The organism is Enterobacteriaceae bacterium Kacie_13 (genome assembly GCA_013457415.1).
GTDB lineage: Bacteria > Pseudomonadota > Gammaproteobacteria > Enterobacterales > Enterobacteriaceae > Rahnella.
Genome location: CP045665.1, coordinates 2,326,974 through 2,352,128, shown reverse-complemented (window position 1 = coordinate 2,352,128; position 25,155 = coordinate 2,326,974). Strand labels below are relative to the sequence as shown.

Here is a 25,155-nt window from a genome sequence, read left to right as displayed (position 1 = left end):
ACGGTCTTGACCTTAAAGTAGAAGTAGACGTTGAAGTAGACGTTGAATCTCAACACCAAGTGTACGGCGGCCCCCGCCCAATCAACTCGGGTACGGTACCCACCCCCCGCCGTTTAACCGGATGTAGATTTTCCCCTGATATTCCATCACCACGGCGTTTTCATTTTCTGAAACCCGCGGCGTCTGCGGCAGGTTGGCGCTGAAGGTTTTCCAGTCCATCGACGGACTGATGAAGACTTTGCCGTCTGCCGCGCGGGATACCATTTCGGCGATGGCTAGATAGCTGCTTGGGGCGTCGATCTTCATCGGTGAGGCCGCGTGCGGCGCCTGCATACCGAAGAACTTCACTCCGACCGGGATGTGTGTGATGCCAGGGCTTGGGATATCGCGCAGGCCGGAAATCTGCATTTTATCACCCACCAGCGCGGCACCGTGTTCCGGAACCACCACCAGCATTACTTTACGGCCTGATTTTTCCAGCTGATCCATAAAGGCGTTCAGATTATTGAGCAGGGTTGTGGCCCGGCTGCGGTAGTCGGCGCTTTTATTGCTGCCGACGTAACGGTTGCCGTCGTGCAAGGGGATCAGGTTGAAGAACGTCGCAGTACGTGCGGTACCGGCTTTTTCCTGATTCTCCAGCCAGCGGGTGAATAACTGCCCGTCGTTGAAGATAGGCGAACCGTCAAAAGAGGTCAGCTCGTGACCGAGACCCGCCTGCGACATCAGCGGTGATTTCATATCAGCGTCATCACGCAGGTTGCCAATGTAATTACCGAACTCGCCGGTGTGATCCATCGCCAGCTGTGAGGTGAAGCCCAGACGTGCCAGATCGTCAAACAGATAACACTGCTGCCCGGCGGCCTGATACAAATTGTGATGCGATGACTGGCCACAGCTGGCGCGCAGCAGGCGGATTGACGCCGGGCCGCTGTAGGCGGTCGCTGAGTTGAAATTGCTGAACACATAATCAAAACGCGACCACAGCGGGGAACTGGAAAGATTAACCGCGTCCAGATCCGCCCAGGCCAGTGAACAGATATTGATAACCAGCAGATCAAACGGCTGCGCGTCAGCGGGCAGGGCATCAGGGAAACGCACCGTCCGTCGGCTTTCATTCTGGTAGAACTGTTCAAGATAGGCGCTGAGATTAGCATCCGTCGGCGGGCCGTTAACCGTATTCGCCGTGCCGGACGGGGCAACAGGCTGCGCGGTCACGGTCGGTTGCACCGCTGCGGTCACCGGCGTTGATGCGAAGAACGGGGTGATGAGGAAGCTCAGGTTCACCCACAGCAGCGCGGCGACGGTGAAGGTCGTGAGGCGGATCCACTGTGAGACGAACAGATAACCCACCAGCAGGGCAAAACCGACGCCGATCCACTGCCAGTTGATGAAGCGGTCAGCCAGCTCCAGCAAATAGCCCAGACTGAAACCGGTAACGTCCGCGCCCTGACTGACGATTGAACGCCAGCCCGGCAGCCAGGTATCGTGATACAACAATGCCAGCCCGACAGGCAGAGCGAGCCACTGACGCCAGCGGTGCATACGTAAGGAAGGTAATGGGAATAACAATGCGGCAGCAAAAATCAGGTTACTCAGCGCATCAAAATTCAGATAACCCTGCCAAAGCAGTACAAATTTGAGCAAAAAATAGTAGTTCCAGGCGCCGAGGCCGCGCCAGGATTGCCAGACCCGCAAACGCGGTGCAGAAGATTGCGATGCTTTCATAGTGACGTTTTGGTTTTCCCTGTAGCAGGAGACGCTTTCGCCTGCGCGTCGCGCTGGCGGTGCTTATTGACCATGCTGATAGTGATGGGGGTCAAATAGCGCGGTTTGAAAAAACGGGCGGCCAGCTGATTTTTCCAGCGCGGCACCCGACTGCGCAACGCATAACCGAGCGGGATAAACAGGAACGCCGCAAGGATAAAAATCTCAATGATATCGCTGATATTCATGTCAGAGTTCCGTGGTCTTCATCACGGGCACATCACTGATGGCCAGTGTAATGGGGACGGGCTGATGCACCGGAGCGCGTTTCAATGGTTCGATTTTATGAGCTGTATAGGCTTCGGCTTCCAGCACCGGCTGCGCCATCGGCGGTTTGGCGGCCAGACGCCGAACTTCGGTCTGGATGTCCGCTTCCTGACTCCAGAAAGTCTGGCTGGTAAAAACGTCTTTGACCGGCAGATTGAAGAGAAACGCCAGCACGCTGTCGACATCACTGACCAGGCAGTTTGACAGGAACAGATAAAGATGTTTTTCCGTAACGGTCAGGATGTCGCCGTCGCGACGCAGTAAACAAAGTGACATCGCCTGCTGCGGGCTGATGCCGATAGCGGGTCGCAGGGAGATAAGGATCCCGCGCGATTCGCTCGCCAGAGAGGCGTGCGTCCAGATATCTTTCATCACGCTGCAAAATACCGGCAGCGGCAGATAGCCTTTATGATGCGTGGGTAAACGGCTGTCGAGCAGCACCTCAATATTTTCCGCAACATGGCGGGTGAAGCTGAGGTTTTGCAGATCGTCGAGTAAGGTCAGGAAGTTGGAGAGGCGCGCTGCGTGCGGAACCACCAGATTGGCCCCGCAAGCCTGCAGCAAACGCTGATCGACATACCGCAACGAGGAGTTCATTTCGCGAACAACGATTTTCAAACCATTGCCGCGCTGTATGCGCAACCGGTGGATTTGCCGCGCCATGACTTCCACCTCATCGTTTCCGCCCAGGGCAAATATGACCGTTGCGGCACGGGCATGCGCCGCTCTTTCTGCCAGTGCTGCGTTCTCATCAAACAGAAACCACCGTTCGGAAAGCGGTGGTGCGCCTTCGAGCACCGAGCGCTCAGCCAGTAACATCCACTGGTCATCACCGGTTTGTTGAGCCACCGACGCAGGGGTGTTTTTCTGAATTTCCCAGCCCGTTTTGCGCGCATTCAGCGGATAAAGGGTATTGGCTTCGGACACGACATGGTCATGCCACCACGATACGCCCCACTGATTGGGTTCAACATCGGTTTTTAGTTCGGCTAACCCACATATTTGGCGGTGATATAAATGCAGCTGGCTTTTAATCGCATTAATACCCGCGCCATAGCAGAGAATAAGACAAGTGCTGTTTTTATTATCAGTGGAGTCGCTGATTTCCCGCACCCAGCGGGTAAGTTGTTTATCGTTTAACGTTAGCCATGAACTGGCAGGAAGCAATAAAATCATCAATGAGGATTGTGCACCATGTAAACGATTAATATCAGCCGGTAATGCCAGAAAAGGTTTCTTTCCATTGGTTAGTTGATAATAAGCAATCTGTTCCGGCCTTTCTTTCAGAGAGGTTAAAAGAACATTATCTTCAGCTAGTCTTTTTTGTGGATCATTGCAAATTAAATTGTGCTGCGAAAAAAGAACGTTCACTCGTACAATGCCTTGCTGTGCCTCAATAACTTGCTCGCACAAACGATAAGCAGCCTCCTGATCGTTCGCATTGACCCAGTAAAGACCCCGAATTTGCATTTCCGCTAATCCATTCCAGAATTGCTTCATGCCCAATGAAAAGGAAAGTGCCATAGAGTTAATCTGCTTATATTCGTTTTCGATGGAAACCCACTTGGGACACCTTGATAAATGTGAGTATAATAAATTCTATCATTGCTACCTCAAATAATCATAAATCTTCACAATAATGTTTGATACTAAAAAGACTCATGTCCAGCTGAATTCTGGCTGGAGCAGAGGGGTAAGCTTTTGGGTGAATGCAGGGAGGAGAATGAATGAACGCCAATATTACAAACCCGGAGGAATCCGAACCGGGTAAAGACGATGATTTCTTTGAACTGAGTCACCTTTTTTCTGTATCAGAATTAAATTATGTCGATATAGCCCGTAAAGAAAAAATTCCGCAGCTGATGTCACGCTGGCCATTGCTCGCCGAGCTGGCAAAATTTGACAAACAGTTGCCCCCCGACGCGGAGAAAAAGTAAGTATGGCCGTAATCGCGTTACAGGGTTTTCGTGGGGGGAGCGGCACGACGTCTGTTACCGCCGCACTGGCCTGGGCTCTTGCGCAGTTGAATGAAAAAGTTCTGGTGATCGACTTCTCACCGGAGAACATGTTGCGTCTGCATTTTGGTATGCCCTTTGAACAGGGGCGCGGCTGGCATTCTGCTCATCTTGCTGGTGAGGCATGGCACGCCGCGGCCATGCGTTATCACTCCCATCTTGATTTCTTGCCTTACGGCCACGTTTCGCCGTCAGGCGATCGGGTTGACTGTGTCGACTGGTCGCGTGCTATTACGCAACTTAAAAACACCGGTGTGTATGACTGGATCCTTATCGACTCACCGTCTGCTGATCCGCTGCCCGCACAGTGGGTGGCTGACAGCACGCTGATTTTGCTGCACGCGGACACGCAGTCGCACGTCCGTTTGCATCAGCATCCGCTGCCGAAAAATGGCCGCTATGTGGTCAATCAGTTCATCACCTCCAGCCAGTTACAACAGGATATTTTGCTGTTGTGGCAGGAGACCCTTGCGCCGCTTATTCCGACGATTTTGCACCGCGACGAAGCAATGGCCGAGTCACTCGCTGCCAAACAGCCGGTGGGCGAGTGGAATTCAAACAGCAAAATCAGCCGTGAATTAAATACGCTGGCGAACTGGTGTTTATTGCATTTGCGCAGTCAGGACGACCCGCGGAGCGCCAGAGTATGAGCCGCCTGCTGAACCTGTTGCTGTTGCCACCGGTGATATCAGGATTGCAGGCGCGTTATCGTCAGTACCGGAGCCATCATGCGTCACGCAGCGCGGCCACCGTGATGGTGTTTTGCGTTGCCTTGGGCTGGTTATTCTTCCGCTTTGAATCTCCGTCGTGGCAGCGTGTGAATGCGCAACGCACGCGCTGGTATCCGCAGCTTTCTGCTGAACACCCGAAGTTCGCCGACCCCTTGCGCTATGTACTGCAAAGTTTGTGGCTGCTTATCATCATTCCCTCTGACGGAGTGCGCGAACGTTTTACCTATGTCCGCTGGCCGCAGCAGCTGCGAGACCGTTTCAACGCCTGGCTGGAATCTCTGCCGGGTAAGGTAAAACAGACTCCGCTGGAGGCGCGCGTCATCCGGCGCGTCAGCACGATGCACCGCGCGGTGAAGCGCGTGCTGATGCTGCTGGCCGGTATTGTGGCGCTGGTTCTGGCAATGTTTTGTATTTCACAGCCATTCGGTTATACGGCGCAGTTTGTTTTTGTGGTGCTGCTGTGGAGCATCGCCATGCTGATTCGCCGCATTCCCGGACGTTTTCCGGCGCTGATGATGATCGTTCTGTCGCTGACCATTTCCTGCCGCTACCTGTGGTGGCGCTATACATCAACACTTAACTGGGACGATCCCCTGAGTCTGACCTGCGGCTTATTGCTGCTGTTCGCCGAAACCTATTCATGGACGGTGCTGGTACTGGGCTACATCCAGACCATCTGGCCGCTGAACCGTAAACCGGTGCCGATGCCAGCGGATATCTCGACGTGGCCGACCGTTGACCTGATGATCCCCACTTACAACGAAGACCTCAGCGTAGTGAAACCGACGCTGTATGCCGCGCTGGGGCTGGACTGGCCACGTGACAAGCTGACGATTTATCTGCTTGATGACGGCAACCGTCAGGAGTTCGCGGATTTCGCTCATGAAATTGGGATCAAGTACATCGCCCGCGAAACCCACGAGCATGCCAAAGCGGGGAATATCAATCATGCCCTGAAACAGGCGAAGGGTGAGCTGGTGGCGATTTTTGACTGCGACCACTTACCGACACGTTCTTTCCTGCAACTGACTGTCGGCTGGTTCTTCAAAGACAAAAAACTCAGCATGTTGCAGACGCCGCATCACTTCTTCTCGCCGGATCCGTTTGAACGTAACCTCGGGCGCATGCGCCGCACGCCAAACGAAGGTGAGCTGTTTTACGGGCTGGTGCAGGACGGCAACGATCTTTGGGACGCCAGCTTTTTTTGCGGCTCCTGTGCGGTGCTGCGCCGCGATGTGCTCAATGAAATCGGCGGTATTGCGGTAGAAACGGTGACGGAGGATGCGCACACCTCGCTGCGGATGCATCGCCACGGTTACAGTTCGGCGTATATCCGCATTCCGCAGGCAGCCGGACTGGCGACGGAAAGCCTGTCGGCTCACGTCAGTCAGCGTATCCGCTGGGCGCGCGGCATGGTGCAGATATTCCGTCTGGATAATCCGCTGTTCGGCAAGGGGCTGAAACTGGCGCAGCGACTGTGTTATGCCAATGCCATGATGCACTTTCTGGCCGGTATTCCTCGCCTTATCTTCCTCACCGCACCGCTGGCGTTTCTGCTGATGCATGCCTATGTGATTTATGCACCGGCGTTTGCCATTGCGCTGTACGTCCTGCCGCATATGATCCACGCCAGTCTGACGAACTCCCGCGTGCAGGGAAAATATCGGCATTCCTTCTGGAATGAAATCTATGAAACGGTGCTTGCCTGGTATATCGCCCGGCCAACGACTGTGGCGCTGTTTAATCCACATGCCGGTACTTTCAACGTCACCGCCAAGGGCGGGCTGAATAAGCATGCCTATGTGGACTGGAAAATCAGCCGCCCTTATCAGGTGCTGATGTTGCTCAATCTGGCCGGGCTGTTCTTCGGTATTTACCGCATGATTTACGGCCAGGCAGATGAAGTACTGACTGTGCTGGTGAGTATGGCGTGGGTGATTTACAACATGATTATTCTGGGCGGCGCGATTGCCGTGGCGTTTGAGTCCAGGCAGGTGCGTCAGGCGCACCGTGTCGAAGCCAGACTGCCCGCATCTTTACTGCGCCCGGACGGCCACCTGTATGTGTGTACCGTTCAGGACTACTCCGACAACGGCGTCGGGCTGGAAACCGACAGCGCCCGCTATTTTAATGCCGGTGACAACGTCACGTTAATTCTGCATCGCGGTTTACAGGAATACGCGTTCCCGGTGCAGGTCAGCCGGGTGTTCGGCAACAGCATTGGCATGCAGTTGCAGCCGTTAACCACACAGCAACACATCGATTTCATTCAATGTACGTTTGCCCGTGCAGACAGCTGGGTATTGCGTGAGGACAGTTTCCCGGAAGACAAACCTATGGAAAGTCTGCGGGAAGTGCTGGGGCTGGGTATTCGCGGTTATATGCGGATGCTGGATATCGCCCCTAAGCGCTACCGTCCGTTGGCCGGGAAAACCCAGTCGATTGGCAGCTGGCTATGGTCTTTTGCCCCACGTAATCCGCCGCTTTCTGTTCAGCCTGATGAATCAACCCTGATGATGACAAAATAATGAAAAAACTTCCTTTGACGACTTTAGTGGCCTCCGTGCTGATGACGCTGGCTTTGGGTTCAGTGGCGCCCGCATTCAGCGAACAGGCTCCGGCTGTCGTACCTCAGGCGGACATAAACGCACCTCAGATGGCGCTGCCGATGGTTGCGCCTGCGGTCAATCCGATGATTATCCCCGGCGCACCTGTGCGTAACCTGACGTTGCCGTTTGCCGATGTGGCCCCGACGCCGGGCGCGATTACCCTGCGCGGTATTCAGCCCAACGGGCAGATTGAGTTCGGCGTTCGCAGCGATGAAGTGGTGACGCAGGCGACACTGAATCTGGAATTCACGCCATCGCCGTCGCTGATCCCGGTACAGTCGCATCTCAAGGTGTATCTGAACGACCAACTGATGGGCGTGGAAGTCATCGATAAGGACCAGCTTGGCAAGAAAAACCAACTGCAAATGGCGATTGATCCGCGCTACGTTACGGACTTTAACCGCATCCGTCTGGAGTTCATTGGCCATTACCAGAACATCTGTGAGAACCCTGCCAACAGTACGCTGTGGCTGGAGCTCGGCAAGGGCAGTTCGCTCAGCCTGCAATACCAGAAGCTGCCGCTGAGTAATGACCTGGCGCATTTCCCGGTGCCGTTCTTTGATGCGCGCGACAGCCGTCCGCTGGATTTGCCGATGGTATTTGCGGCGTCTCCGGACGCTATGCAACAACAGGCGGCGGCCATTCTTGCCTCGTGGTTCGGTACCAAAGCGCAGTGGCGCGGTCAGTCGTTCCCGACGTTTTATAACCAGTTGCCGGACAGCCACGGGGTGATTTTCGCTACCAACGATAAGCGCCCGGATTTCCTTAAAGACCTGCCGCCGGTGGAAGGCCCGGTAGTGGAGATGATGAGTCGTCCGGATAATCCTTACGTCAAAATGCTGCTGATCCTCGGTCGTGACGATCAGGATTTGCTGACCGCCGTGAAGGGGATCGCACAGGGTAATATTCTGTTCCGCGGGCAAACCGTGGGCGTGGATAAAGTCGAACAGATTCAGGCCCGTCAGCCTTACGATGCGCCAAACTGGGTGCGTACCGACCGCCCGATGAATTTCGGGGAATTGAAACAGTACGCCGAACAGTTACAGTCGGACGGTATTCAGCCTAACCCGATCACCCTGAATATTAATTTGCCGCCGGATCTGTTCCTCATCAGCAGTTCAGGCATTGATATGCGGCTTAAGTACCGCTATACCTCGCCGCAGCTGAAAAATACCTCGCGGTTGAGCATCAACCTGAATAACCAGTTTATGCAGGATCTGACGCTCAAAACCGGTCACGATGAAGATTCACAATTGTTGCATCTGTCGCTGTTACAGGGGCTGCTCGATGGCAGCAAAGACCTGAATATTCCGGCGCTGAAACTCGGCGCGGTCAACCAGATGCGGTTTGATTTTGATTACACCTCGCTGCTGGCAAGCGGCACTGAAGGGCGCTGCGAAACCTACACGACCGTACCCAATCATGTGGTGATCGACGACAGCTCGACTATTGATTTCTCCGGTTATCGTCACTTTATGGCGATGCCGGATCTGCGTGCATTCGCCAACGCCGGTTTCCCGTTCAGCCGGATGGCGGATTTATCCCAGACGTTGGTATTAGTTCAGCCACAGCCGCAGCCGGTGCAACTGACCACGCTGCTCAATGCAATGGGCAATATCGGTGCGTTGACCGGTTATCCGGCACTGGGCGTTGGTCTGACGGAAGATGCGGTGAAAGCCAAATCTACAGATGCTGATTTACTGGTGATTGGCGCGCTGCCCGCCGATTTACGCGATGACAGTATGCGGGATGACAAGAAAGCCAACCTGCTGATTAACGCTGCGCGGGATGCTATCAATACACCAATCCGTCAGACGCCGTTACCGGATAACACCGCGCCGGCCAGCGACGCCCGTGTTGATGCCAGTGCGCAAATTACCGCGCAGGGACCTATCGCTGCTGTGGTTGGTTTGCAGTCGCCTTATTTCGATCAGCGCAGCGTGGTGGCCCTGATGGCGAACAGTCAGCAGGGCTTCGACATGCTGAACACGTCATTGCAGGATACCAAACAGCGCGCGCTGATCTACGGTTCGGTGGCGGTAGTGCGCGATTCCGGTACTACCAGCCTGCGTGTGGGTGATACCTATTACGTCGGGCATCTGCCGTGGTGGGAACGCGTCTGGAATGCGCTTGCTACCCATCCGGTTTTACTGGCCTTTATGGCGGTGATCGTGGTGATTCTGGCCGCTATTCTGCTTTGGACCGGTCTGCGCACGTTAAGCCGTCGTCGCCTGCATGAAGACGATCAGGAATAAGCGCGTGAAAACTTGTCGTAATACGCCGCTCACCTTTAACCGGCTGGCCCTGACGCTGGGGCTGGCGCTGTTGTACGCCCCGGCGGACGCAGCGCCGGTAGTGTCGCCGGAGCAATGGTTGCTGGAACAGGTGCGGATCGGCGAGGCCAGTCATCAGGAAGAGCTGGTGCGTCAGTCGCTTTTTCGCCTGGAGCTGATGGATCCGCAAAATCCGCAGGTGCTTTCCGCACGTTTGCGTCTTTTACTGCGCGAAGGGGATCAGGCACAGGCAAAACAGCAGCTGGAGAAAATTCAGCAAGTCGCCCCCGGTTCTGCAGAATATCGTCAGGCGCAGCTGAGCCTGCGTATTGCCTCCCCGGAAATGCAGCAGAAACTGCAACAGACACGTTTACTGGCAACAGCCGGACGTCTTGATGAAGCAAAGGCGCAGTACGACACGCTGTTTGAGGGGCAGCCGCCGACGCTGGATCTGGCGGTGGAATACTGGCAGTTAGTCGCGCGTCTTCCGGGGCAGAAAGCCCGGGCTCAGGCGCAGCTTCAGGCGCTCAATAATCAGTATCCCGGCGATGTTCAGCTGCGGCTGCAACTGGCACAAATGGCGTTTGATGCAGGAGATAATGCCAGGGCGGTGGGGCTGGTCAGACAGATTGCCACCACCAATGAAGGGCGCTCACCGGCCGCCGATCTTTGGCTTGCTCGCATCAAGGCGCAGCCGGTTGGCAATGCCAGCGTCGATGCGTTGCAGCAGTTTATCGCCACCTTTGATACCGGCCCACAGGTCATTACCGCGCAGCAGGAACTTCAACGTCAGCAGGCTATGCTGGCGGATCCGCATTATCAGGCGCGCATGAAAGGACTGGCGCAGGTAGAGAAAGGCGGTTCGACGGCGGCGATTGCGCCGCTAAAACAAGCCTTGCAGGAAAAACCGAATGACGCTGAAGTTCTGGGCGCTATGGGGCAGGCGTATTCCCGCGCGGGTAACCGTCAGCAGGCGCTTGCGATGTTCCAGCGCGCAAAAGCCGCCGACCAGAATGGCTACAACACCAGCAAATGGAACAGTCTGATTCAGACCAACAGTTACTGGCTCAAAATCGAGCAGGGCGATAAAGCGCTGAAAGCCGGGCAGCTTGAACAGGCCGGAACAGCTTATACACAGGCGCAACGAATCGACACCCGCGATCCGTGGGCGCAGATTGGCCTCGGTGATGTTGCCGTAGCGCGCAAAAACGATCCGCTTGCCGAACAGGCTTACCGCCGCGCACTGGCGCTCGAACGCAATAACAGCAGCGCCGAACGCGGGCTTGTGAATATCTATCAGCGTCAGTCATCGCAAAAGGCGCTCGATTATCTGAATACACTGTCCGCGACGTCACGGGGCAAACTCAGCGATCGTCAGAAGAGTTTGCAAAGCGATATGCTGACCGCGCAGGCAGAAAGATATGTGGCACAACGCCAGTGGCATCAGGCGGCCAACCGGTATGCTGAAGTGTTGAAACTCAATCCGGATGATGTCTGGAGCACCTACCATTATGCCAATGCGTTGCGTGAAGCGGGAGAACCGGCCAAGGCCGACGCGGCGTTTGCAGAGCTGGCTGCTAAGAAACCTGCGGATCCGCAGCAGGTCTACGCTTATTCGCTGTATCTTTCCGGTTCAGAGCGCGGCGATGCCGCTTTACGTCATTTGCACACCTTGGCCGAAACGAAGTGGGACGCCAATATGCATGAAATGGCGCAGCGTATTGAGCTCGATAAAACCTTCGCCGGGATTGAAAACGCACTGGCATCGGGCAATAGGGCGCTGGCGAAACAACGTCTGCAACAGGCGAATCTTTCCGCTGAAAGCCTCAGTTTCAATCAGCAACGCCGCGTCGCCACAGCCTGGCTGGACGTCGGGGAAACCACTAAAGCTTATGCGTTATTGCAACCACTCAAAACGTCAGCCCGATCGCGACCGGCCGGGCAGGATAAGGCGCTGATATACCGCAATGCGGCTAACGTCGAGCAGCAACTCGGACAGCCGGGTCTTGCCCATCAGGATTACGGGCAGGCGATGGTGGCCAGCGGGATCACCGACAGCGTACCGCAAGACAATGACGGCTATACCCGTCTGACGCGTAATAATGCCGGGGACGACTGGCTGAAACGGGGGATCCGCTCCGACGCCCATGATTTATACCGCCAGCAGGATGTGAATTTCACGCTAGATAACGATTCCTGGACCTCGAGCGGCACGCCAGGAAAATCGGATCTGACGGCGAATACTCTGATGTTCCAGGCAGATATGCCGGTTTATCAGGGACGGGGCTTCCTGCGTGCTGACTGGGTGCGGATGGATGCAGGCACATTCGACAGTCAAAACGGCAACTATGATGAAAGCTTCGGCACCTGTGGTGACATCAAATCTGAGTGCCGTCGTTACCGCACTCAGACCGCCAATGGCCTGAGTCTGGCGGCAGGCTGGGAAGATGAAAACTGGAAAGGGGATGTAGGCACCACGCCACTCGGATTCGAGGTGGTTGACTGGGTCGGCGGGCTGGCGTACAGCGGTGACTGGCATCAAATTGGCTGGACGACCACCGTTTCACGCCGTCCGATCTCCAGTTCATTACTGTCTTTTGCCGGTGCGAAAGACCCCGGCACGAACACCACCTGGGGTGGCGTTCGCGCAACGGGTGCCAGCCTGGGCCTGAGTTACGATCAGGGTGAGGCTAACGGCGTCTGGGCCGATCTCAGCGCGCATCAGCTGACCGGTGAGAACGTGGCGGATAACACCCGTGAACGGCTGATGGGTGGCTATTACTACAAAGTCATCAACGAAGATAACCGGCGAGCGACCGTCGGCCTGAGTTCGATGGTCTGGCATTATCAGAAAGACCTCAGTGGCTATACGCTGGGACAGGGCGGTTATTACAGCCCGCAGCAATATTTCTCGCTGGCAGTGCCGGTGAATTATCGCCAGCGTACTGAGAACTGGTCATGGCAACTGGGAGGCTCAGTCTCCTGGTCGCGTTCATCCACCCGCAGTCAGAAGCGCTACCCGATCCAAAGTCTGGTGGCGGATACCAATATGGATGATGCAGATAAAGGCGCGGTGGATTCAGGCAGCAGCGGTTCCGGTTTTGGCTATACCGTGCAGGCACTGCTGGAAAGAAGGGTGAGCTCACACTGGACAGTCGGCGCGGGTGTGGATATTCAGCAGGCGAAAGATTATACGCCGAGTCACTATTTGCTTTACGCCAGATATTCACTGGGCGGATGGCTGGGTGATCTTGATATGCCTGCGCAGCCTTTGACGCCTTACGCCGATTTTAAATAATCATCAAAAAAGAAATAAAAAAGAGGGGGATCATCTGATCCCCCTCTTTTACTTCAGCGCCGTGCGCTTTTTAACGTTGCTGCGTCAGATTACTGAGCCGGAACGGGTGCCACCGGCGGTGCCAGAGGCGCTGGAGCTTCTGACTGTGGCTGTGCAACAGAACCGCCGAAGATACCAAACAGACCGGCAAATTCCTGCAGCGTCATTTTCTGACCGTTCAGGTCAACCTGATTGTCGGCATAGCTAAAGCTGCTGGAAATGGTATCGTCTTTGACCGTGGTCAGTTTGAACATCTGCCCCATCGCGGCAATACCCTGAACCTGTTGTTGTGCCAGTTTAGTCGCATCATCGCCGCTGTAACCTTCCAGTTTCGCGACCTGAGTAGTGACCTCTGTTGCCATTGGCAGCGGGATAGACAGTTTAGCGTCAATCTTGCTCACCAGTTGTGACAGCATCTGATCCTGAGTTTGCGCAGGCGTTGCGGACGGATCTTTCAAATCCAGTTGCAGATTAAAGGTACTTTCGCCTTTGCTGTTTTTCCAGCTCAGCGGAGCAATGCTGATGCTCGGATTGCCTTTGAGCAGCAGTGGCAAATTTGCCAGCATCAGATCAGCAGCTTGTTGCTGATACACCGCAGGGTCAAGCTCACCTTGCTGCATCAGCAGGGCACGTGATTGCTGATTGTAGTTATCAGTAAACTGCTTCAGGGCTGCGCCATCCAGCTTGTCCAGCTTCAGGGACAGTTTTGCAGAACCGAAATCAGCGCCCTGAACTTTCAGGGCATCGAGGGTGTAATCCTGCTGGCCGCCAATGTTATTGCCGTTTTCAGAGAATTTGCTCACCAGCTTGAAGTTTTCCAGCGAGACCGCGTCTTTACCGTCAACGTTCACTAGGATCTGTTTCACGCTCAGGTTTTGATCGCCTACGCCCACCTGGAGTTTCCCCTGCTGGGTATCACTGTCCATATCGAAACCGGTCAGCGTCACTTTCTCAAGCTGGCCCCATTGGTTTTTAGAGGTGATCGCCACGCTGTCGATGTTGCTTTTCAGCTTCATCGCCGTCAGTTCTTTATCCACATCCACATTCACCGTACCGCCGGAGAATTGCAGCTGGCTGTCTTCTTTCTGGTAAGTTACCGGAATGATGTCGATGGCTGAAGAACTCGCGCCGCTGTAGGACACACGGCTGTCTGCTGTGATAAGCGAACGGCCTTTGGTCACGTCAAACAGCGGTTTCAGCGTTGGGGTGTTTTGCAGTTCGGAATGTACCGAAGCCATGCTAGGGATCAGGTTAAATTTCTTTAACTGAGCGGCAGGGAACGGGCCGTGATCAATCGTTTCGATAAACGCGATTTCATCACCGGTTTTCAGTGCGCTGGTACCCGCAGTGGCTGCGGCGGCGTCAGGTTGCAGGACGATGCGCAATTTGCTGCTGAACAGCCCACGATGGTAATCCTGATAGCTGACCTTCAGACCAGCCTTCGGAAAGGCAGTCTGCAACTGGCTGTTGGCCGCGGCGACTTCCTCGTCCATATGCTGCTCAATAAGTTTACCCGTGTACCACGAGACGCCTGTCCAGGCTGCGCCAAGGACTACAATGACGCTTACAGCGACTAACGACTTCTTCATATCTCTGTTTATCCTTATGAAATGTCTCGAAAACAAAAAACGCCTTGCGGCGTTAATAGTTCCCTGAGTGTAGCTCAATCAGTAAATAATTCATCAAATTGAGGCCATTAGCCTCAATTTGTTTAAGCAAATGATCATTTACTGAGGATATTGAACACTCTGGCAATGCGTCCGTTGCCACTCACCGTGACCGGTGACTCGCTGGCAGACAGATAAGCGGATTCACCCGGGTTTAATACCAGTGTTTCATCACCTTTCACCAGCACACTCTGGCCTTCAATGCAGAAGACGATGGCTGCGCTGTCCTGGGCCAGAGTTTGTGGCTCGGCAGACAGGCTGTGAACGGAGAATGCAAAATCTTCAACCGGGATCGGGAAATTGAGTTCTGCGCCTTTTACAACCGGCGTAGTCAGCAATTCGCTGGCCGGTTTGGCGTTGAACTTCAGGTTAGCCAGCAGTTCGGGGATATCGATGTATTTCGGAGTCAGACCGGCGCGCAGGACGTTATCAGAGTTGGCCATCACTTCCAGCGAGACGCCTTTCAGATACGCATGCGGGGTTTCAGCATAAAGGAACATGCCTTCGCCCGGTTGCAGGGTAATGACGTTGAGCAGCAACGGAGAGAACAGGCCGGTATCGTCAGGATAAAATTCAGAAATGCTGCGAATGGTATCCCACGGCTCGCCGTGCTGATTGCTCAGCACTGATTTCAGTACATCCAGCGCGCGTGATTTATCTTCACCTTCCAGACTCAATAACCCGGCAAACAGCGTGCGCAGGTGATCGACATCAGGATAAGAGAGGAAGCTGGCAATCAGCGCATGTGCACCGGCGACCGGCTGCAATAAAGAAACAATCTCACGCAGTTCACGGAAACCATTCATCGCCTGGAAAGGCGTCAGGGCATAAACCAGTTCAGGTTTATGATTCGGATCTTTGTAGTTACGTTCAGCGGCATCAAGAGGAATGCCATTGGCGTTCTCTTTGGCGTAACCCAGCTCGGCAGCACCTTTACTTGGGTGAACCTGAATTGACAGCGGTTGATCGGCACACAATACTTTGAACAGGAAAGGCAGCTCACCAAAACGTCTGGCCACTTTTTTGCCTAACTGATCGTCGAGACTGGCGCTGATTTGCTCGCGCAGTGAAATCATCTCACCGGCGGCATTCTTAACCTGCGAACTGCTTTTCGGGTGAGCCCCCATCCACAATTCTGCCATCGGCCGACCTTGCGGATCTGTAATACCATAAAGTTCGGTCAGCGCGTCTTTACTGCCCCAGGCGTAATTTTGTACGCCATTATGCATCTTTTGCATTGCTTCATCCTGAATGGAAAATTCTACCCGCTAGTAAACAATGACGGCGCGGCCTTTACAACTGTGAAGGGGCAAAAAGTGCGCTGAATGACAATTCTTCTCATTTGCAGTGGACGAAGTGATACGTTAGCCTTATATGTCACTATAATCGACTGGCCGCTTATGAATGCCTGGAAGCGCCAACGGCTCTTGAAAATCCTGCAAAAAACCTGACACTCATTCGAAAATTAGTATCTTAGGAGACAACAATGACAGCGACTCGCATTGAAAAAGACTCAATGGGGCCTATCGATGTTCCGGCAGATAAGCTTTGGGGCGCACAGACGCAACGTTCGCTTGAACATTTTCGTATTTCCTCGGAAAAAATGCCCACGGCGCTTATCCACGCGCTGGCCCTGACCAAGCGTGCGGCCGCCAGCGTTAATATGGACCTGGGGCTGCTGCCTGCTGAACGGGGCGATGCAATTGTTGCCGCCGCCGATGAAGTGCTGGCCGGTAAACACCCGACAGAATTCCCGCTTTCCATCTGGCAGACCGGTTCTGGTACCCAGACCAACATGAACATGAATGAAGTGCTGGCCAACCGCGCAAGCGAAATCCTCGGCGGCGAACGCGGCGAAGCGCGGAAAGTGCATCCCAACGATGATGTGAATAAGAGCCAGAGTTCAAATGACGTTTTTCCTACCGCTATGCACGTCGCCGCCGTTCTTGAGCTGCGTGAAACGCTGCTGCCAGAACTGAAAGTTCTGCATAAAACGCTGGAAGCGAAAGCTGAAGCGTATCGTGACATCGTGAAAATTGGCCGTACGCATTTGCAGGACGCGACGCCGCTGACGCTTGGCCAGGAAATTTCCGGCTGGGTAGCGATGCTGGCGCACAGCGTCACGCATATTGAAAACAGTATCCCGCACATTGCTGAATTAGCGCTGGGTGGCACGGCGGTTGGAACCGGGCTCAATACCCATCCGGAATATGCGGTACGTGTCGCCAAAACGCTGGCTGAATTGACCAGGCAACCGTTCGTCACGTCGCCGAATAAATTCGAAGCGCTGGCAACCTGTGATGCGCTGGTCCACGGTCACGGAGCGTTGAAAGGGCTGGCCGCGTCGCTGATGAAAATCGCCAACGATGTCCGCTGGTTATCTTCCGGCCCAAGGTGCGGTATTGGCGAGATCTCCATTCCGGAGAATGAGCCAGGCAGCTCGATCATGCCGGGTAAAGTCAATCCGACGCAGTGTGAAGCAATGACCATGCTTTGCGCACAGGTGTTGGGGAATGACGTTGCGGTCAATATCGGCGGCGCTTCCGGTAACTTCGAACTGAACGTGTTCCGTCCGCTGGTTATCCATAACTTCCTGCAATCTGTCCGCCTGCTGGCAGATGGTATGCGCGGTTTCAACGAACACTGCGCGGTGGGCATCGAACCGAACCGTGACCGCATCACACAGTTGCTGAATGAATCACTGATGCTGGTGACCGCGCTTAATACGCACATCGGTTACGATAAAGCGGCTGAAATTGCCAAGAAAGCCCATAAAGAAGGGCTGACTCTGAAAGCATCGGCGCTAAAACTCGGTTATCTGACCGGGGAACAGTTCGATGAATGGGTTCGCCCTGAAGCCATGGTCGGCAGTATGAAGGGGTAATGTCCCCATTGATATGCTCCCTTTAGAGGTCCGGCTTGCCGGGCCTTTTTTCATTTATAGCGGCGTTTCACAGAGGATAATCGGTATATAAATGCAGCCGTTTAATCAGCAAATTTAGTGGCTGCGACTGCGGCTTGTATTTATGTTTGATGGCGGTTACATCGTAATCTGGCAGTTCACCTAACTTTGGCACATGCATTATCGGCATTTTCTGGCACAGCGCGATCAGCGGCAGCGGGCACGGGTGCTGCACCTGTTTCTGGCTGTTGCGATACCACACGCGGGCGATCGGTTGTACTTTTACCGGGCGCTTAAACTTCAGCGCAGCATGTTCAGGCAAACGTTTTACATCAATCATTTCCCGGTTAATGTTTTCCATCCACTGCTCGCGGGTATAAGGCGACACTGCCCGGCCTGCGTTCAGGCTTTTTTCAAGCATTGCCAGTACTTCATCACGACTGACATTTTTAATAATATGTTTGTTCGCCCAGCCAAACCGCACCGAATCAGGATCGTTAAGGAACGTCACCGAGCGGTAGGCGTTAAGCGTAATCAGCCCGCGCAAATGGGTATGTACAAACTCGAAGCGCTGCTCGCGGGCAAGACCTGATTCGACGGTAACAATGTGCTCGAGTTCAGCTTTCAGTTTATTCACTTCTTCGATGAGCAGCAGGGCAGACTGATGTTCGGCGGAGTCAACGGCATAGCACAGCACGCCGGGCAGGCGGACAGCGGATTTACTGCTGATATTCTCGTTATTATGATGAATGAACAGCCGTTGAAAATGCTGCAAAGCCATCTCCTGGGCGGCTTCGCCGATATAAGGGGTCACCGCGATTTTATCGGCAGGATTATGCTCCTCGCCTTTGGCGATTTCTGGCAATGCAAATACCCGCGCCTGCAATAATTCCAGCTTACTCAGGAAGTTCCCGAGGTCGTGCAACGCCATTTCCAGCTCATTGAAACAACCGTTCATTCGAGCAATTAAATCATAATCTGCCATACCGCCTCCAATTAGTTACAACATACAGTTTAAGGTAAGATTAAAAAAAGTGCACACTTTAACTTTTGTAATGTCATCATTGTTTAGAAGGGCAAAGGGCTGCGTTTACGCGTCCTTTGGGCCTGTTTGGGCGGCAAGCCCAAGGTTTTGACCTTAATGCCAGTACGGGACGCAACCCACGGTCTTAATTTGTTTTTAACAAACCCGGTCGGGTAGACTACCTCAAACCCATTCCCCCGAGCCCTGTCATGACTGATGATCTCATCCGTTGCCCCTGGAACCTTCAGGACACCCTAATGATCAATTACCACGATACAGAATGGGGTAAACCCGTACGAGAGAGCCGCGCGCTGTGGGAAAAACTCATGCTCGATGGCTTTCAGGCAGGGTTATCCTGGCGGATTGTGCTGAAAAAGCGGGATGCGCTACGCCTGGCGTTTTGCAATTTCGAACCACAGAAAGTCGCCGAATTTACTGAAGAAGACATCGAAAGGCTGGTGAAAAACGCCGATATTATCCGTTCTCGCAGCAAGATAATGGCGGTGATTAACAACGCGAAAATGTATCTGGCCATGCAACAGGCGGGGGAAGATTTCGGTGAGTGGATTTGGGCGCAGATCGGCGGTAAAGCTATCCAACATCAGGGGCCGGTTCCAACCAAAGATGCGCTGTCTGAACGTATATCGAAAGATCTGAAAAAGCGCGGTTTTAAGTTTGTCGGCCCGACGATAGTGTATGCGTGGATGGAAGCCACCGGGCTTATCAATACCCATCATCCGGATTGTTTTCGCCGGACACAGGTGGCGAAAGAAGCCTGATTTAACGCACTATTATCTGTCAGGAGAACTGTTTTTGATACTGTGACGGTGTCACGTTTAACTGCCGTAAAAAGGCTCTTCGAAGAATATCCACGCTGGAAAACCCGCATTGTGCGGCGATTTGCTTTATCGCCAGGCCGCCTGTTTCCAGCAACTGCCGGGCATGAAAAACCCGTTGTTGTTCCAGCCATTGCGCCGGTGACTGGTTTATTTCCTGATTGAATAAGCGTGTGACGTGTCGGGCGCTCAGCCCCATATGCATTGCAAGACTTTGCACGTTATGCGGCTTTTCGAGGGAATTTAGCACCCAGCGTTGCACATCCTGTAACGCAGAACGACCACTCAGCGAGGCTTGTCCGTGACGGCTAAACTGAAGCTGGCCGCCGGGACGTTTAAAGAACATCACCAGCTGCGCAGCCACATCCAATGCAGTTTCCCGGCCAAGATCTTCCTCCACCATATGTAGCGCTAAATCCAGCCCGGAGGTCACGCCCGCAGCGGTTCGCAGTTCACCGTCGGCAATAAAAATCGCGTCAGCTTCTACGAAAACCTGCGGATAATCCAGACTCAGTTTTTCAGCCACCGACCAGTGGGTAGTGACACGCCGGTTATCCAGCAGTCCCGCGGCGGCAAGCAGCATCGCGCCGCTGCAAACGGAACCAAAGCGTTGTGCGTGATGGCTCCAACGACAGATTTGTTCCTTTAACATTTCGTCATGGATAAAGGGAGTAAGCGCTGGTGCACCGGCCACCAGAAAAGTGTCCAGATTGGCGGGAAGCGGGGCGGCCAGCGTTAAATCAGCCAGCAGGCGGGTGCCGGACGAGGATGTAATAATAGGATCGGTCATCGCCATCACGCTGAGTTTATAAACTTCACGACCACGCTGCTGATTAGCTTCGGCAAAGACATCCAGCGGACCGGAAACGTCGAGCAACTGCACGCCAGGCACGGCCAGAATCACAATGTGTTTAAGCATGAATAGATTTCCTGTCGCAGAACAACGCAATGTCTTAAATCGTAATATTACGTCGATTGATGACATTCATCCTGCGGCTTAGGCTGGTTTTAATCAACCCGACAGGAGAACTATCATGAGTCTTAACATACAGGGCATCCGCATTCCCGACAGCAAAATGGCCCGCGAAGCGACCGAATTAGTTCGCGATACCGAATCAGATTTATTGTTTCATCATTCCAGCCGCGTGTATTACTGGGCGGCATTGGCTGGGCAGCAACGTGAACTGAAGGTCGATCACGAACTGCTTTATATTGGCTGTATGTTTCACGACATGGGGCTGACGCATGAAAATTGCAGCTGCGATAAACGTTTCGAAGTTGACGGCGCCAATGCCGCACGGGAATTTATGCAGCAATACGGCGTCAGCGCCGGGGATATGGATAAAGTCTGGACGGCGATCGCGTTACACACCACACCTGGAATTCCCGAGTTTATGGATCCGGTGATTGCACTGGTGACAGCAGGCGTAGAAATGGATGTTCTGGGGATAAATTATCAGGTATATCAGGATGATGTACGTGAAGCTGTGGTAGATGCACATCCGCGAACGGCGGCGTTTAAAGAAGATATTATTCAGGCATTTTATGACGGCATCAAAAACAAACCGCAAACGACGTTCGGTAACGTCAAAGCAGACGTGATTGCAGATAAAGAATCGGCGTTTATCAAAGGGAACTTCTGTTCGATTATTCGCAATTCGCGCTGGCAGGGCTGAAGAAGAAAAGGGCGCGCCAATGGTGAAGCGGCGCGCTTTATGGCAGTTAAATCAGGCGAAACTCAATCATAAACAGTTCTTTCAGCCCCGGATAAATTTCGCTGATGACCTGTTTCAGTTCCGGTAATGTCATATTTTCTTGTACCGCGTGGGTATCGTTGAGATCGTCAAACTGCACCGGCGTCACGCCGGTTACTTCAATATTGCAGAAATACACATCATCTTCATAACGACTGACCCGCACCTGGTCTCCCGCAACAAAATCTGCATCGCTGGCTTCACGCAGGGTAATTGTTTTATAACCGGCAAGGATGTCGGTTTCAAAACGGCGATAAAAAGTGATGTTTTTCATAAATGTTCCTGCATTTCCAAAAGACCAATCGTTTGAGAGAACCTGAGAGCACATTTCAACACAATAACTGTAGTAGCGACAGTAAAGCGGATATCTCGGTTTAGCTATGTCAAAGCTCAATTCAAATGTCCGCATCTCCAATCCGGACATATATAGGTTCGCATAATGTATATTATGTTAAATGACATATAAGATCGCACACTCGTAGTCCACGGTTTCTTTAATCACACGTCCCTGCCTCATCTTCGGCATTTTCTTCCCCATAATGCACGGCCAGCCAGATCGTTGTTTCTTCGGCGTCTGTCCATTCGACCCGGTGTTTGCAGAATGCGGGAATATTCATGAAATCTCCTGCTTTCATTACACGCGTTTCGGTTTCATCTTGCAGTAGCAAACCAGCTGAACCTTGCAATACCATCACCCACTCGTTTTGTGGCTGACAGTACCAGAAATCTGGTGGGCTCGATTGTCCTGTGGAAATTATTCTCTCGATACGTGTGCCTGGCTGAGTTAATAACAACTCAAAAGTTTCGGCCTGTCGGTTGACCGCTTTGTATGGAAAATCCGTAAACACATTATTCTGCACCGGAAACCACCTTTGTCTGCTGTATGATGGCTTACAAATTGATCGCGCTACGTGAATTCTGGGAATTAATCAGTACCATAATGCTGCAGAATTTACGTAGCACACTCCAAATTTTAAGGTTTTACGTACTATAAACCGGCGTAAACCTTCTCAACTTTCGCCATATACCTTGGTGCCTGAGCGGCAGGATGATACTGGCGGACATGCCAGTGAAACGCTTCAGGCGAAAGCTGGTTAATCATGCTGATGGCTGTCTGGCGATTGCTGGAAAATGTCCGCAGCAATGCGCCGGCACCATTGGCATAAGCGACTTCTGTCGCGTAGCGACGTGTCACCGGATCGTTGATCCAGTTTAGTTGCTGATGCTGCAATGCGCTGATGTATGCCGTACCTAAATCAATGTTGGTTTCAGGATCATATAAATCGTCGTCGTCCGGACAACCGCGTTTACCTTTGTAACGGTAAGCATCGCAACCACTGGTTGAGGCTTTCAACTGCATCAGGCCAATAGCGTTTGAAGGACTGACGGCTTTGGGATTGTAACTAGACTCAACCTGAATGATGGCTTTCACCAGTTTCCGGTCGACTTTATATTTATCAGCGGCATCTTCTATCTCATCGTCAAAGGCGTGCGAATCATATTTTTTATAATGTGGTTTACTTGAACAGCCAGCCAAAATCATCAGCATAAGAATCATGCAAAAGCGAGACGAATTTTTGAGTAATAAAGTCATGAATTACCATGGGTTAAATTAAGGATTATTGGCGAAGACAAGATACCGTTATCGTCACTGAGGATCATGTGTTAATTGATGTTTTATACCGATAAGCATCCACTAAAAGTGCTAAAAATCAGGTGATGCTGGTGGCCGCGCCCTGCTCTTTCTTTTTTTTAATATCACACTACTTGACTTATTTCGTACAAAAAGTACCTTTAACGCCATGCATACCTTTCTGATTATCGTCCCCGACGGGGGCATGTTGTTTGAAGCGGCCGGTATCGCCGATATCCTCATGCAGGCAAATCGCCTGATGCCTGAAAACGCCCCTACGCCAGCCTATCAGGTAACGGTGGCCACAACGCAAGCTCACCGAGTCGTTCACGGCGCTTCTGGCCTGAACTTACTGGCTGACCACCGTTTGTGCGATCTTGATCCGCACACCCCACGCGATACCATCCTTATCACGGGTAAAGGCCTGACTAAAGAAGAAGGCTCAGATGTAGTGCAGTGGATAAAAAAGGCTGCGCCCCATGCCGGCCGCATTGTTTCAATCTGCGGCGGCGCGATGCTACTGGCAGAATCTGATCTTCTTAATGGACGACATGCCACCACGCACTGGCGTTTGCTCGATTCTCTGCAATCCCAATTTCCTGAAGTGATCGTTGAACGCGGCCCGATTTACGTTCAGGATGGCACGGTCTGGACTTCCGGCGGCGTTAGCTCAGGCTTTGATCTCACTCTCGCACTGGTTGAAGACGATCACGGTTTTAATCTGGCTCGCGACGTGGCGCAGGATTTAGTGATGTTCCTGCGCAGACCAGGCAGCCAGGCACAGTTCAGCCGCTATCTGTTAAATCAGGCTGCAGAAGGTCCGATCCGTGACCTTCAAAGCTGGCTGCCAGATAACATCACGGGAGATCTTTCTGTAGAACAACTGGCAGAGCGCGTCGCGATGAGTCCGCGCAACTTCACCCGCGTCTTTACTCGTGAAACCGGAATAACGCCTGCGAAATATGTCGAGGAAGTCCGTCTGAATGCCGCAAGACAGCGGCTTGAACAAACCACTCTTGGCATTGAACAAATCGCGGTCATGACCGGCTTCGGCACTGGTCTGAATCTGCGTCGCGTATTCGAACGTAATTTACAACTGACTCCCTCTGAATATCGCGAACGTTTTTGCGCACGCATTTTGGCGTAAATTGATTCTTTGTTGTCATATACGCCAACTCACTTTGAGGTTACATTAAATGCAGTTCCGCTAACTAAGGAGTGCATCATGGTCAAAGTTGGTATTAACGGATTCGGCAGAATTGGAAGAAATGTCCTGCGCGCCGCTCTTGGTCGCAGCGACTTTCAGGTGGTGGCGATCAATGATCTCACCGACAGTAAAACCCTCGCCCATCTTCTTAAATATGATTCCCTTTCCGGTACGCTAAACGCAACCGTTGAAGCCAGTGAAGGCCAGCTGCTGGTCGATGGCCAAACCATCCGCGTATTCTCTGAAAGAGACCCTGCCGCCATTCCCTGGAGCAGCGCGGGCGTAGATATTGTTATCGAAGCCACCGGTTTCTTCACCGATAAAGCCAAGGCTGAGGTGCATATCACCCACGGCGGTGCGAAGCGCGTCATTATTTCCGCGCCGGGTAAAGATGACGACATCACTATCGTGCTGGGCGTGAATGATGACCAGTATGATCCTGCCAAACATAAAGTAGTGAGCAACGGCAGCTGTACCACAAACGGTCTGGCACCGGCAGCACAGGTTCTTCATCAAACCTTCGGGATTGAGCATGGCCTGATGAATACCACCCACGCTTATACCAACAGTCAGGCTCTACACGACCAGCCAGAAAAAGATTTGCGCGGTGCCCGTGCGGCGGCAGTCTCGATTGTCCCGTATTCCAGCGGCGCGGCCAAAGCCATCGGGAAAGTCATACCGGAACTTGCCGGGCGTATGACAGGTTATTCTCTGCGCGTGCCGGTTCCGGTGGTTTCTATCGTCGACCTGACGGTGAATTTAAAACGTGAAGCGACTGTTGAGCAAATCAACGCGGCATTCCGTCAGGCTGCTGAGTCTGGTCCGCTGAAAGGCATTCTGGGCTACAGTGATGAACCGCTGGTCTCGAGTGATTATCGTGGCGATCCACGCTCGTCGATTATTGATGGTCTTTCTACACTGGTTATTGGCGGAAAACTGGTTAAAATCCTCGCCTGGTATGACAACGAATGGGGATTCTCAAACCGTCTGGTTGATCTGGCGGTTCTAATGGAAAAACGTGGATTATAGCTCTTTCTTTCTGCCAGACATTTAAGATGACACCGCCGTTTGGCGGTGTTGTTCATACTTACAGGCGACGCTATTTTTTAAGATGAATATATTGTATGTTGTAACTA

At 53.0% G+C, this 25,155-nt stretch carries 20 protein-coding genes; 10 read left to right on the top strand and 10 right to left on the bottom strand.

The annotated features are described in order from the left end of the window. Positions 1-81: 81 nt before the first annotated feature. From bcsG to bcsE, 3 genes are read right to left on the bottom strand one after another with little or no spacing between them, the layout of a single operon-like run. On the bottom strand, positions 82-1,725 hold the full coding sequence (gene bcsG, locus GE278_10725) for a cellulose biosynthesis protein BcsG (GenBank protein ID QLK61207.1): 1,644 nt from the start codon (positions 1,723-1,725) through the stop codon (positions 82-84). After that, the gene (gene bcsF, locus GE278_10720; protein QLK61206.1) at positions 1,722-1,952 is read right to left on the bottom strand and encodes a cellulose biosynthesis protein BcsF; all 231 of its coding nucleotides are present in this window, start codon (positions 1,950-1,952) and stop codon (positions 1,722-1,724) included. The genes bcsG and bcsF overlap by 4 nt, the downstream gene beginning before the upstream one ends. Before the next feature lies 1 nt (position 1,953). Next, on the bottom strand, positions 1,954-3,555 hold the full coding sequence (gene bcsE, locus GE278_10715; protein ID QLK61205.1) for a cellulose biosynthesis protein BcsE: 1,602 nt from the start codon (positions 3,553-3,555) through the stop codon (positions 1,954-1,956). 203 nt (positions 3,556-3,758) lie between these two features. On the opposite strand from bcsE, the gene GE278_10710 reads away from it, so the two are divergent. From GE278_10710 to GE278_10690, 5 genes are read left to right on the top strand one after another with little or no spacing between them, the layout of a single operon-like run. Then, entirely contained in the window at positions 3,759-3,968 is a 210-nt protein-coding gene (locus GE278_10710) for a hypothetical protein (GenBank protein QLK61204.1), read from the top strand. 2 nt (positions 3,969-3,970) lie between these two features. Further along, a complete protein-coding gene (gene yhjQ, locus GE278_10705; protein ID QLK61203.1) occupies positions 3,971-4,696 on the top strand; it encodes a cellulose synthase operon protein YhjQ in 726 nt (241 codons plus the stop codon). Further along, positions 4,693-7,305, top strand: a complete 2,613-nt coding sequence (gene bcsA / locus GE278_10700; protein ID QLK61202.1) for a UDP-forming cellulose synthase catalytic subunit — start codon at positions 4,693-4,695, stop codon at positions 7,303-7,305. The genes yhjQ and bcsA overlap by 4 nt, the downstream gene beginning before the upstream one ends. Next, on the top strand, positions 7,305-9,641 hold the full coding sequence (bcsB, locus tag GE278_10695) for a cellulose biosynthesis cyclic di-GMP-binding regulatory protein BcsB (GenBank protein QLK61201.1): 2,337 nt from the start codon (positions 7,305-7,307) through the stop codon (positions 9,639-9,641). Before bcsA ends, bcsB begins: the two co-directional genes overlap by 1 nt. Next, the gene (locus tag GE278_10690) at positions 9,622-12,957 is read left to right on the top strand and encodes a tetratricopeptide repeat protein (GenBank protein QLK61200.1); all 3,336 of its coding nucleotides are present in this window, start codon (positions 9,622-9,624) and stop codon (positions 12,955-12,957) included. Before bcsB ends, GE278_10690 begins: the two co-directional genes overlap by 20 nt. 89 nt (positions 12,958-13,046) lie before the next feature. Here GE278_10690 and GE278_10685 read toward each other — a convergent pair whose 3' ends face one another. Continuing rightward, positions 13,047-14,585, bottom strand: a complete 1,539-nt coding sequence (locus GE278_10685) for a DUF945 family protein (GenBank protein ID QLK61199.1) — start codon at positions 14,583-14,585, stop codon at positions 13,047-13,049. A 134-nt stretch (positions 14,586-14,719) separates the two neighbouring features. Beyond that, positions 14,720-15,901: a mannose-6-phosphate isomerase gene (gene manA, locus GE278_10680; protein ID QLK61198.1), complete on the bottom strand. Its 1,182-nt coding sequence runs from the start codon at positions 15,899-15,901 to the stop codon at positions 14,720-14,722. A 248-nt stretch (positions 15,902-16,149) separates the two neighbouring features. Here manA and fumC point away from each other — a divergent pair, with 248 nt between their 5' ends. Further along, the gene (gene fumC, locus GE278_10675; GenBank protein ID QLK61197.1) at positions 16,150-17,547 is read left to right on the top strand and encodes a class II fumarate hydratase; all 1,398 of its coding nucleotides are present in this window, start codon (positions 16,150-16,152) and stop codon (positions 17,545-17,547) included. 67 nt (positions 17,548-17,614) lie between these two features. Here fumC and GE278_10670 read toward each other — a convergent pair whose 3' ends face one another. Continuing rightward, positions 17,615-18,550, bottom strand: coding sequence for a DNA replication terminus site-binding protein (locus GE278_10670; GenBank protein ID QLK61196.1), 936 nt, complete (start codon positions 18,548-18,550; stop codon positions 17,615-17,617). Between the two features lie 248 nt (positions 18,551-18,798). On the opposite strand from GE278_10670, the gene GE278_10665 reads away from it, so the two are divergent. After that, the gene (locus GE278_10665) at positions 18,799-19,368 is read left to right on the top strand and encodes a DNA-3-methyladenine glycosylase I (GenBank protein ID QLK61195.1); all 570 of its coding nucleotides are present in this window, start codon (positions 18,799-18,801) and stop codon (positions 19,366-19,368) included. Positions 19,369-19,387: 19 nt separating this feature from the next. Here the strand turns inward: GE278_10665 and GE278_10660 are convergent, their stop codons facing one another. Beyond that, the gene (locus tag GE278_10660; GenBank protein ID QLK61194.1) at positions 19,388-20,344 is read right to left on the bottom strand and encodes a helix-turn-helix domain-containing protein; all 957 of its coding nucleotides are present in this window, start codon (positions 20,342-20,344) and stop codon (positions 19,388-19,390) included. 115 nt (positions 20,345-20,459) lie between these two features. Here GE278_10660 and GE278_10655 point away from each other — a divergent pair, with 115 nt between their 5' ends. Then, complete coding sequence (locus tag GE278_10655) at positions 20,460-21,101, top strand: HD domain-containing protein (protein QLK61193.1); 642 nt, start codon at positions 20,460-20,462, stop codon at positions 21,099-21,101. 46 nt (positions 21,102-21,147) lie between these two features. Here the strand turns inward: GE278_10655 and GE278_10650 are convergent, their stop codons facing one another. The 3 genes from GE278_10650 to GE278_10640 all read right to left on the bottom strand — a co-directional run bounded on the left by GE278_10650 (position 21,148) and on the right by GE278_10640 (position 22,773). Continuing rightward, positions 21,148-21,453 (bottom strand): ASCH domain-containing protein, encoded by a 306-nt coding sequence (locus GE278_10650; protein ID QLK61192.1) that lies wholly within the window; start codon positions 21,451-21,453, stop codon positions 21,148-21,150. A 220-nt stretch (positions 21,454-21,673) separates the two neighbouring features. Beyond that, entirely contained in the window at positions 21,674-22,039 is a 366-nt protein-coding gene (locus GE278_10645) for a cupin domain-containing protein (GenBank protein QLK61191.1), read from the bottom strand. 128 nt (positions 22,040-22,167) lie between these two features. Further along, positions 22,168-22,773 (bottom strand): transglycosylase SLT domain-containing protein, encoded by a 606-nt coding sequence (locus GE278_10640; protein ID QLK61190.1) that lies wholly within the window; start codon positions 22,771-22,773, stop codon positions 22,168-22,170. A gap of 208 nt (positions 22,774-22,981) precedes the next feature. Here GE278_10640 and GE278_10635 point away from each other — a divergent pair, with 208 nt between their 5' ends. Beyond that, positions 22,982-23,959 carry a helix-turn-helix domain-containing protein gene (locus tag GE278_10635; protein QLK61189.1) on the top strand — a complete coding sequence of 326 codons (978 nt, stop codon included), beginning with the start codon at positions 22,982-22,984 and terminating at the stop codon, positions 23,957-23,959. A 78-nt stretch (positions 23,960-24,037) separates the two neighbouring features. Further along, entirely contained in the window at positions 24,038-25,048 is a 1,011-nt protein-coding gene (gene gap, locus GE278_10630; GenBank protein QLK61188.1) for a type I glyceraldehyde-3-phosphate dehydrogenase, read from the top strand. Positions 25,049-25,155: the final 107 nt, after the last annotated feature.

Excerpts from the sequence above, each read along its gene's own strand:
- bcsG (QLK61207.1), bottom strand. The coding sequence starts at position 1,725 with ATGAAAGCATCGCAATCTTCTGCACCGCGTTTGCGGGTCTGGCAATCC.
- bcsF (QLK61206.1), bottom strand. The coding sequence starts at position 1,952 with ATGAATATCAGCGATATCATTGAGATTTTTATCCTTGCGGCGTTCCTG.
- bcsE (QLK61205.1), bottom strand. The coding sequence starts at position 3,555 with ATGGCACTTTCCTTTTCATTGGGCATGAAGCAATTCTGGAATGGATTA.
- GE278_10710 (QLK61204.1), top strand. The coding sequence starts at position 3,759 with ATGAACGCCAATATTACAAACCCGGAGGAATCCGAACCGGGTAAAGAC.
- yhjQ (QLK61203.1), top strand. The coding sequence starts at position 3,971 with ATGGCCGTAATCGCGTTACAGGGTTTTCGTGGGGGGAGCGGCACGACG.
- bcsA (QLK61202.1), top strand. The coding sequence starts at position 4,693 with ATGAGCCGCCTGCTGAACCTGTTGCTGTTGCCACCGGTGATATCAGGA.
- bcsB (QLK61201.1), top strand. The coding sequence starts at position 7,305 with ATGAAAAAACTTCCTTTGACGACTTTAGTGGCCTCCGTGCTGATGACG.
- GE278_10690 (QLK61200.1), top strand. The coding sequence starts at position 9,622 with ATGAAGACGATCAGGAATAAGCGCGTGAAAACTTGTCGTAATACGCCG.
- GE278_10685 (QLK61199.1), bottom strand. The coding sequence starts at position 14,585 with ATGAAGAAGTCGTTAGTCGCTGTAAGCGTCATTGTAGTCCTTGGCGCA.
- manA (QLK61198.1), bottom strand. The coding sequence starts at position 15,901 with ATGCAAAAGATGCATAATGGCGTACAAAATTACGCCTGGGGCAGTAAA.
- fumC (QLK61197.1), top strand. The coding sequence starts at position 16,150 with ATGACAGCGACTCGCATTGAAAAAGACTCAATGGGGCCTATCGATGTT.
- GE278_10670 (QLK61196.1), bottom strand. The coding sequence starts at position 18,550 with ATGGCAGATTATGATTTAATTGCTCGAATGAACGGTTGTTTCAATGAG.
- GE278_10665 (QLK61195.1), top strand. The coding sequence starts at position 18,799 with ATGACTGATGATCTCATCCGTTGCCCCTGGAACCTTCAGGACACCCTA.
- GE278_10660 (QLK61194.1), bottom strand. The coding sequence starts at position 20,344 with ATGCTTAAACACATTGTGATTCTGGCCGTGCCTGGCGTGCAGTTGCTC.
- GE278_10655 (QLK61193.1), top strand. The coding sequence starts at position 20,460 with ATGAGTCTTAACATACAGGGCATCCGCATTCCCGACAGCAAAATGGCC.
- GE278_10650 (QLK61192.1), bottom strand. The coding sequence starts at position 21,453 with ATGAAAAACATCACTTTTTATCGCCGTTTTGAAACCGACATCCTTGCC.
- GE278_10640 (QLK61190.1), bottom strand. The coding sequence starts at position 22,773 with ATGACTTTATTACTCAAAAATTCGTCTCGCTTTTGCATGATTCTTATG.
- GE278_10635 (QLK61189.1), top strand. The coding sequence starts at position 22,982 with ATGCATACCTTTCTGATTATCGTCCCCGACGGGGGCATGTTGTTTGAA.
- gap (QLK61188.1), top strand. The coding sequence starts at position 24,038 with ATGGTCAAAGTTGGTATTAACGGATTCGGCAGAATTGGAAGAAATGTC.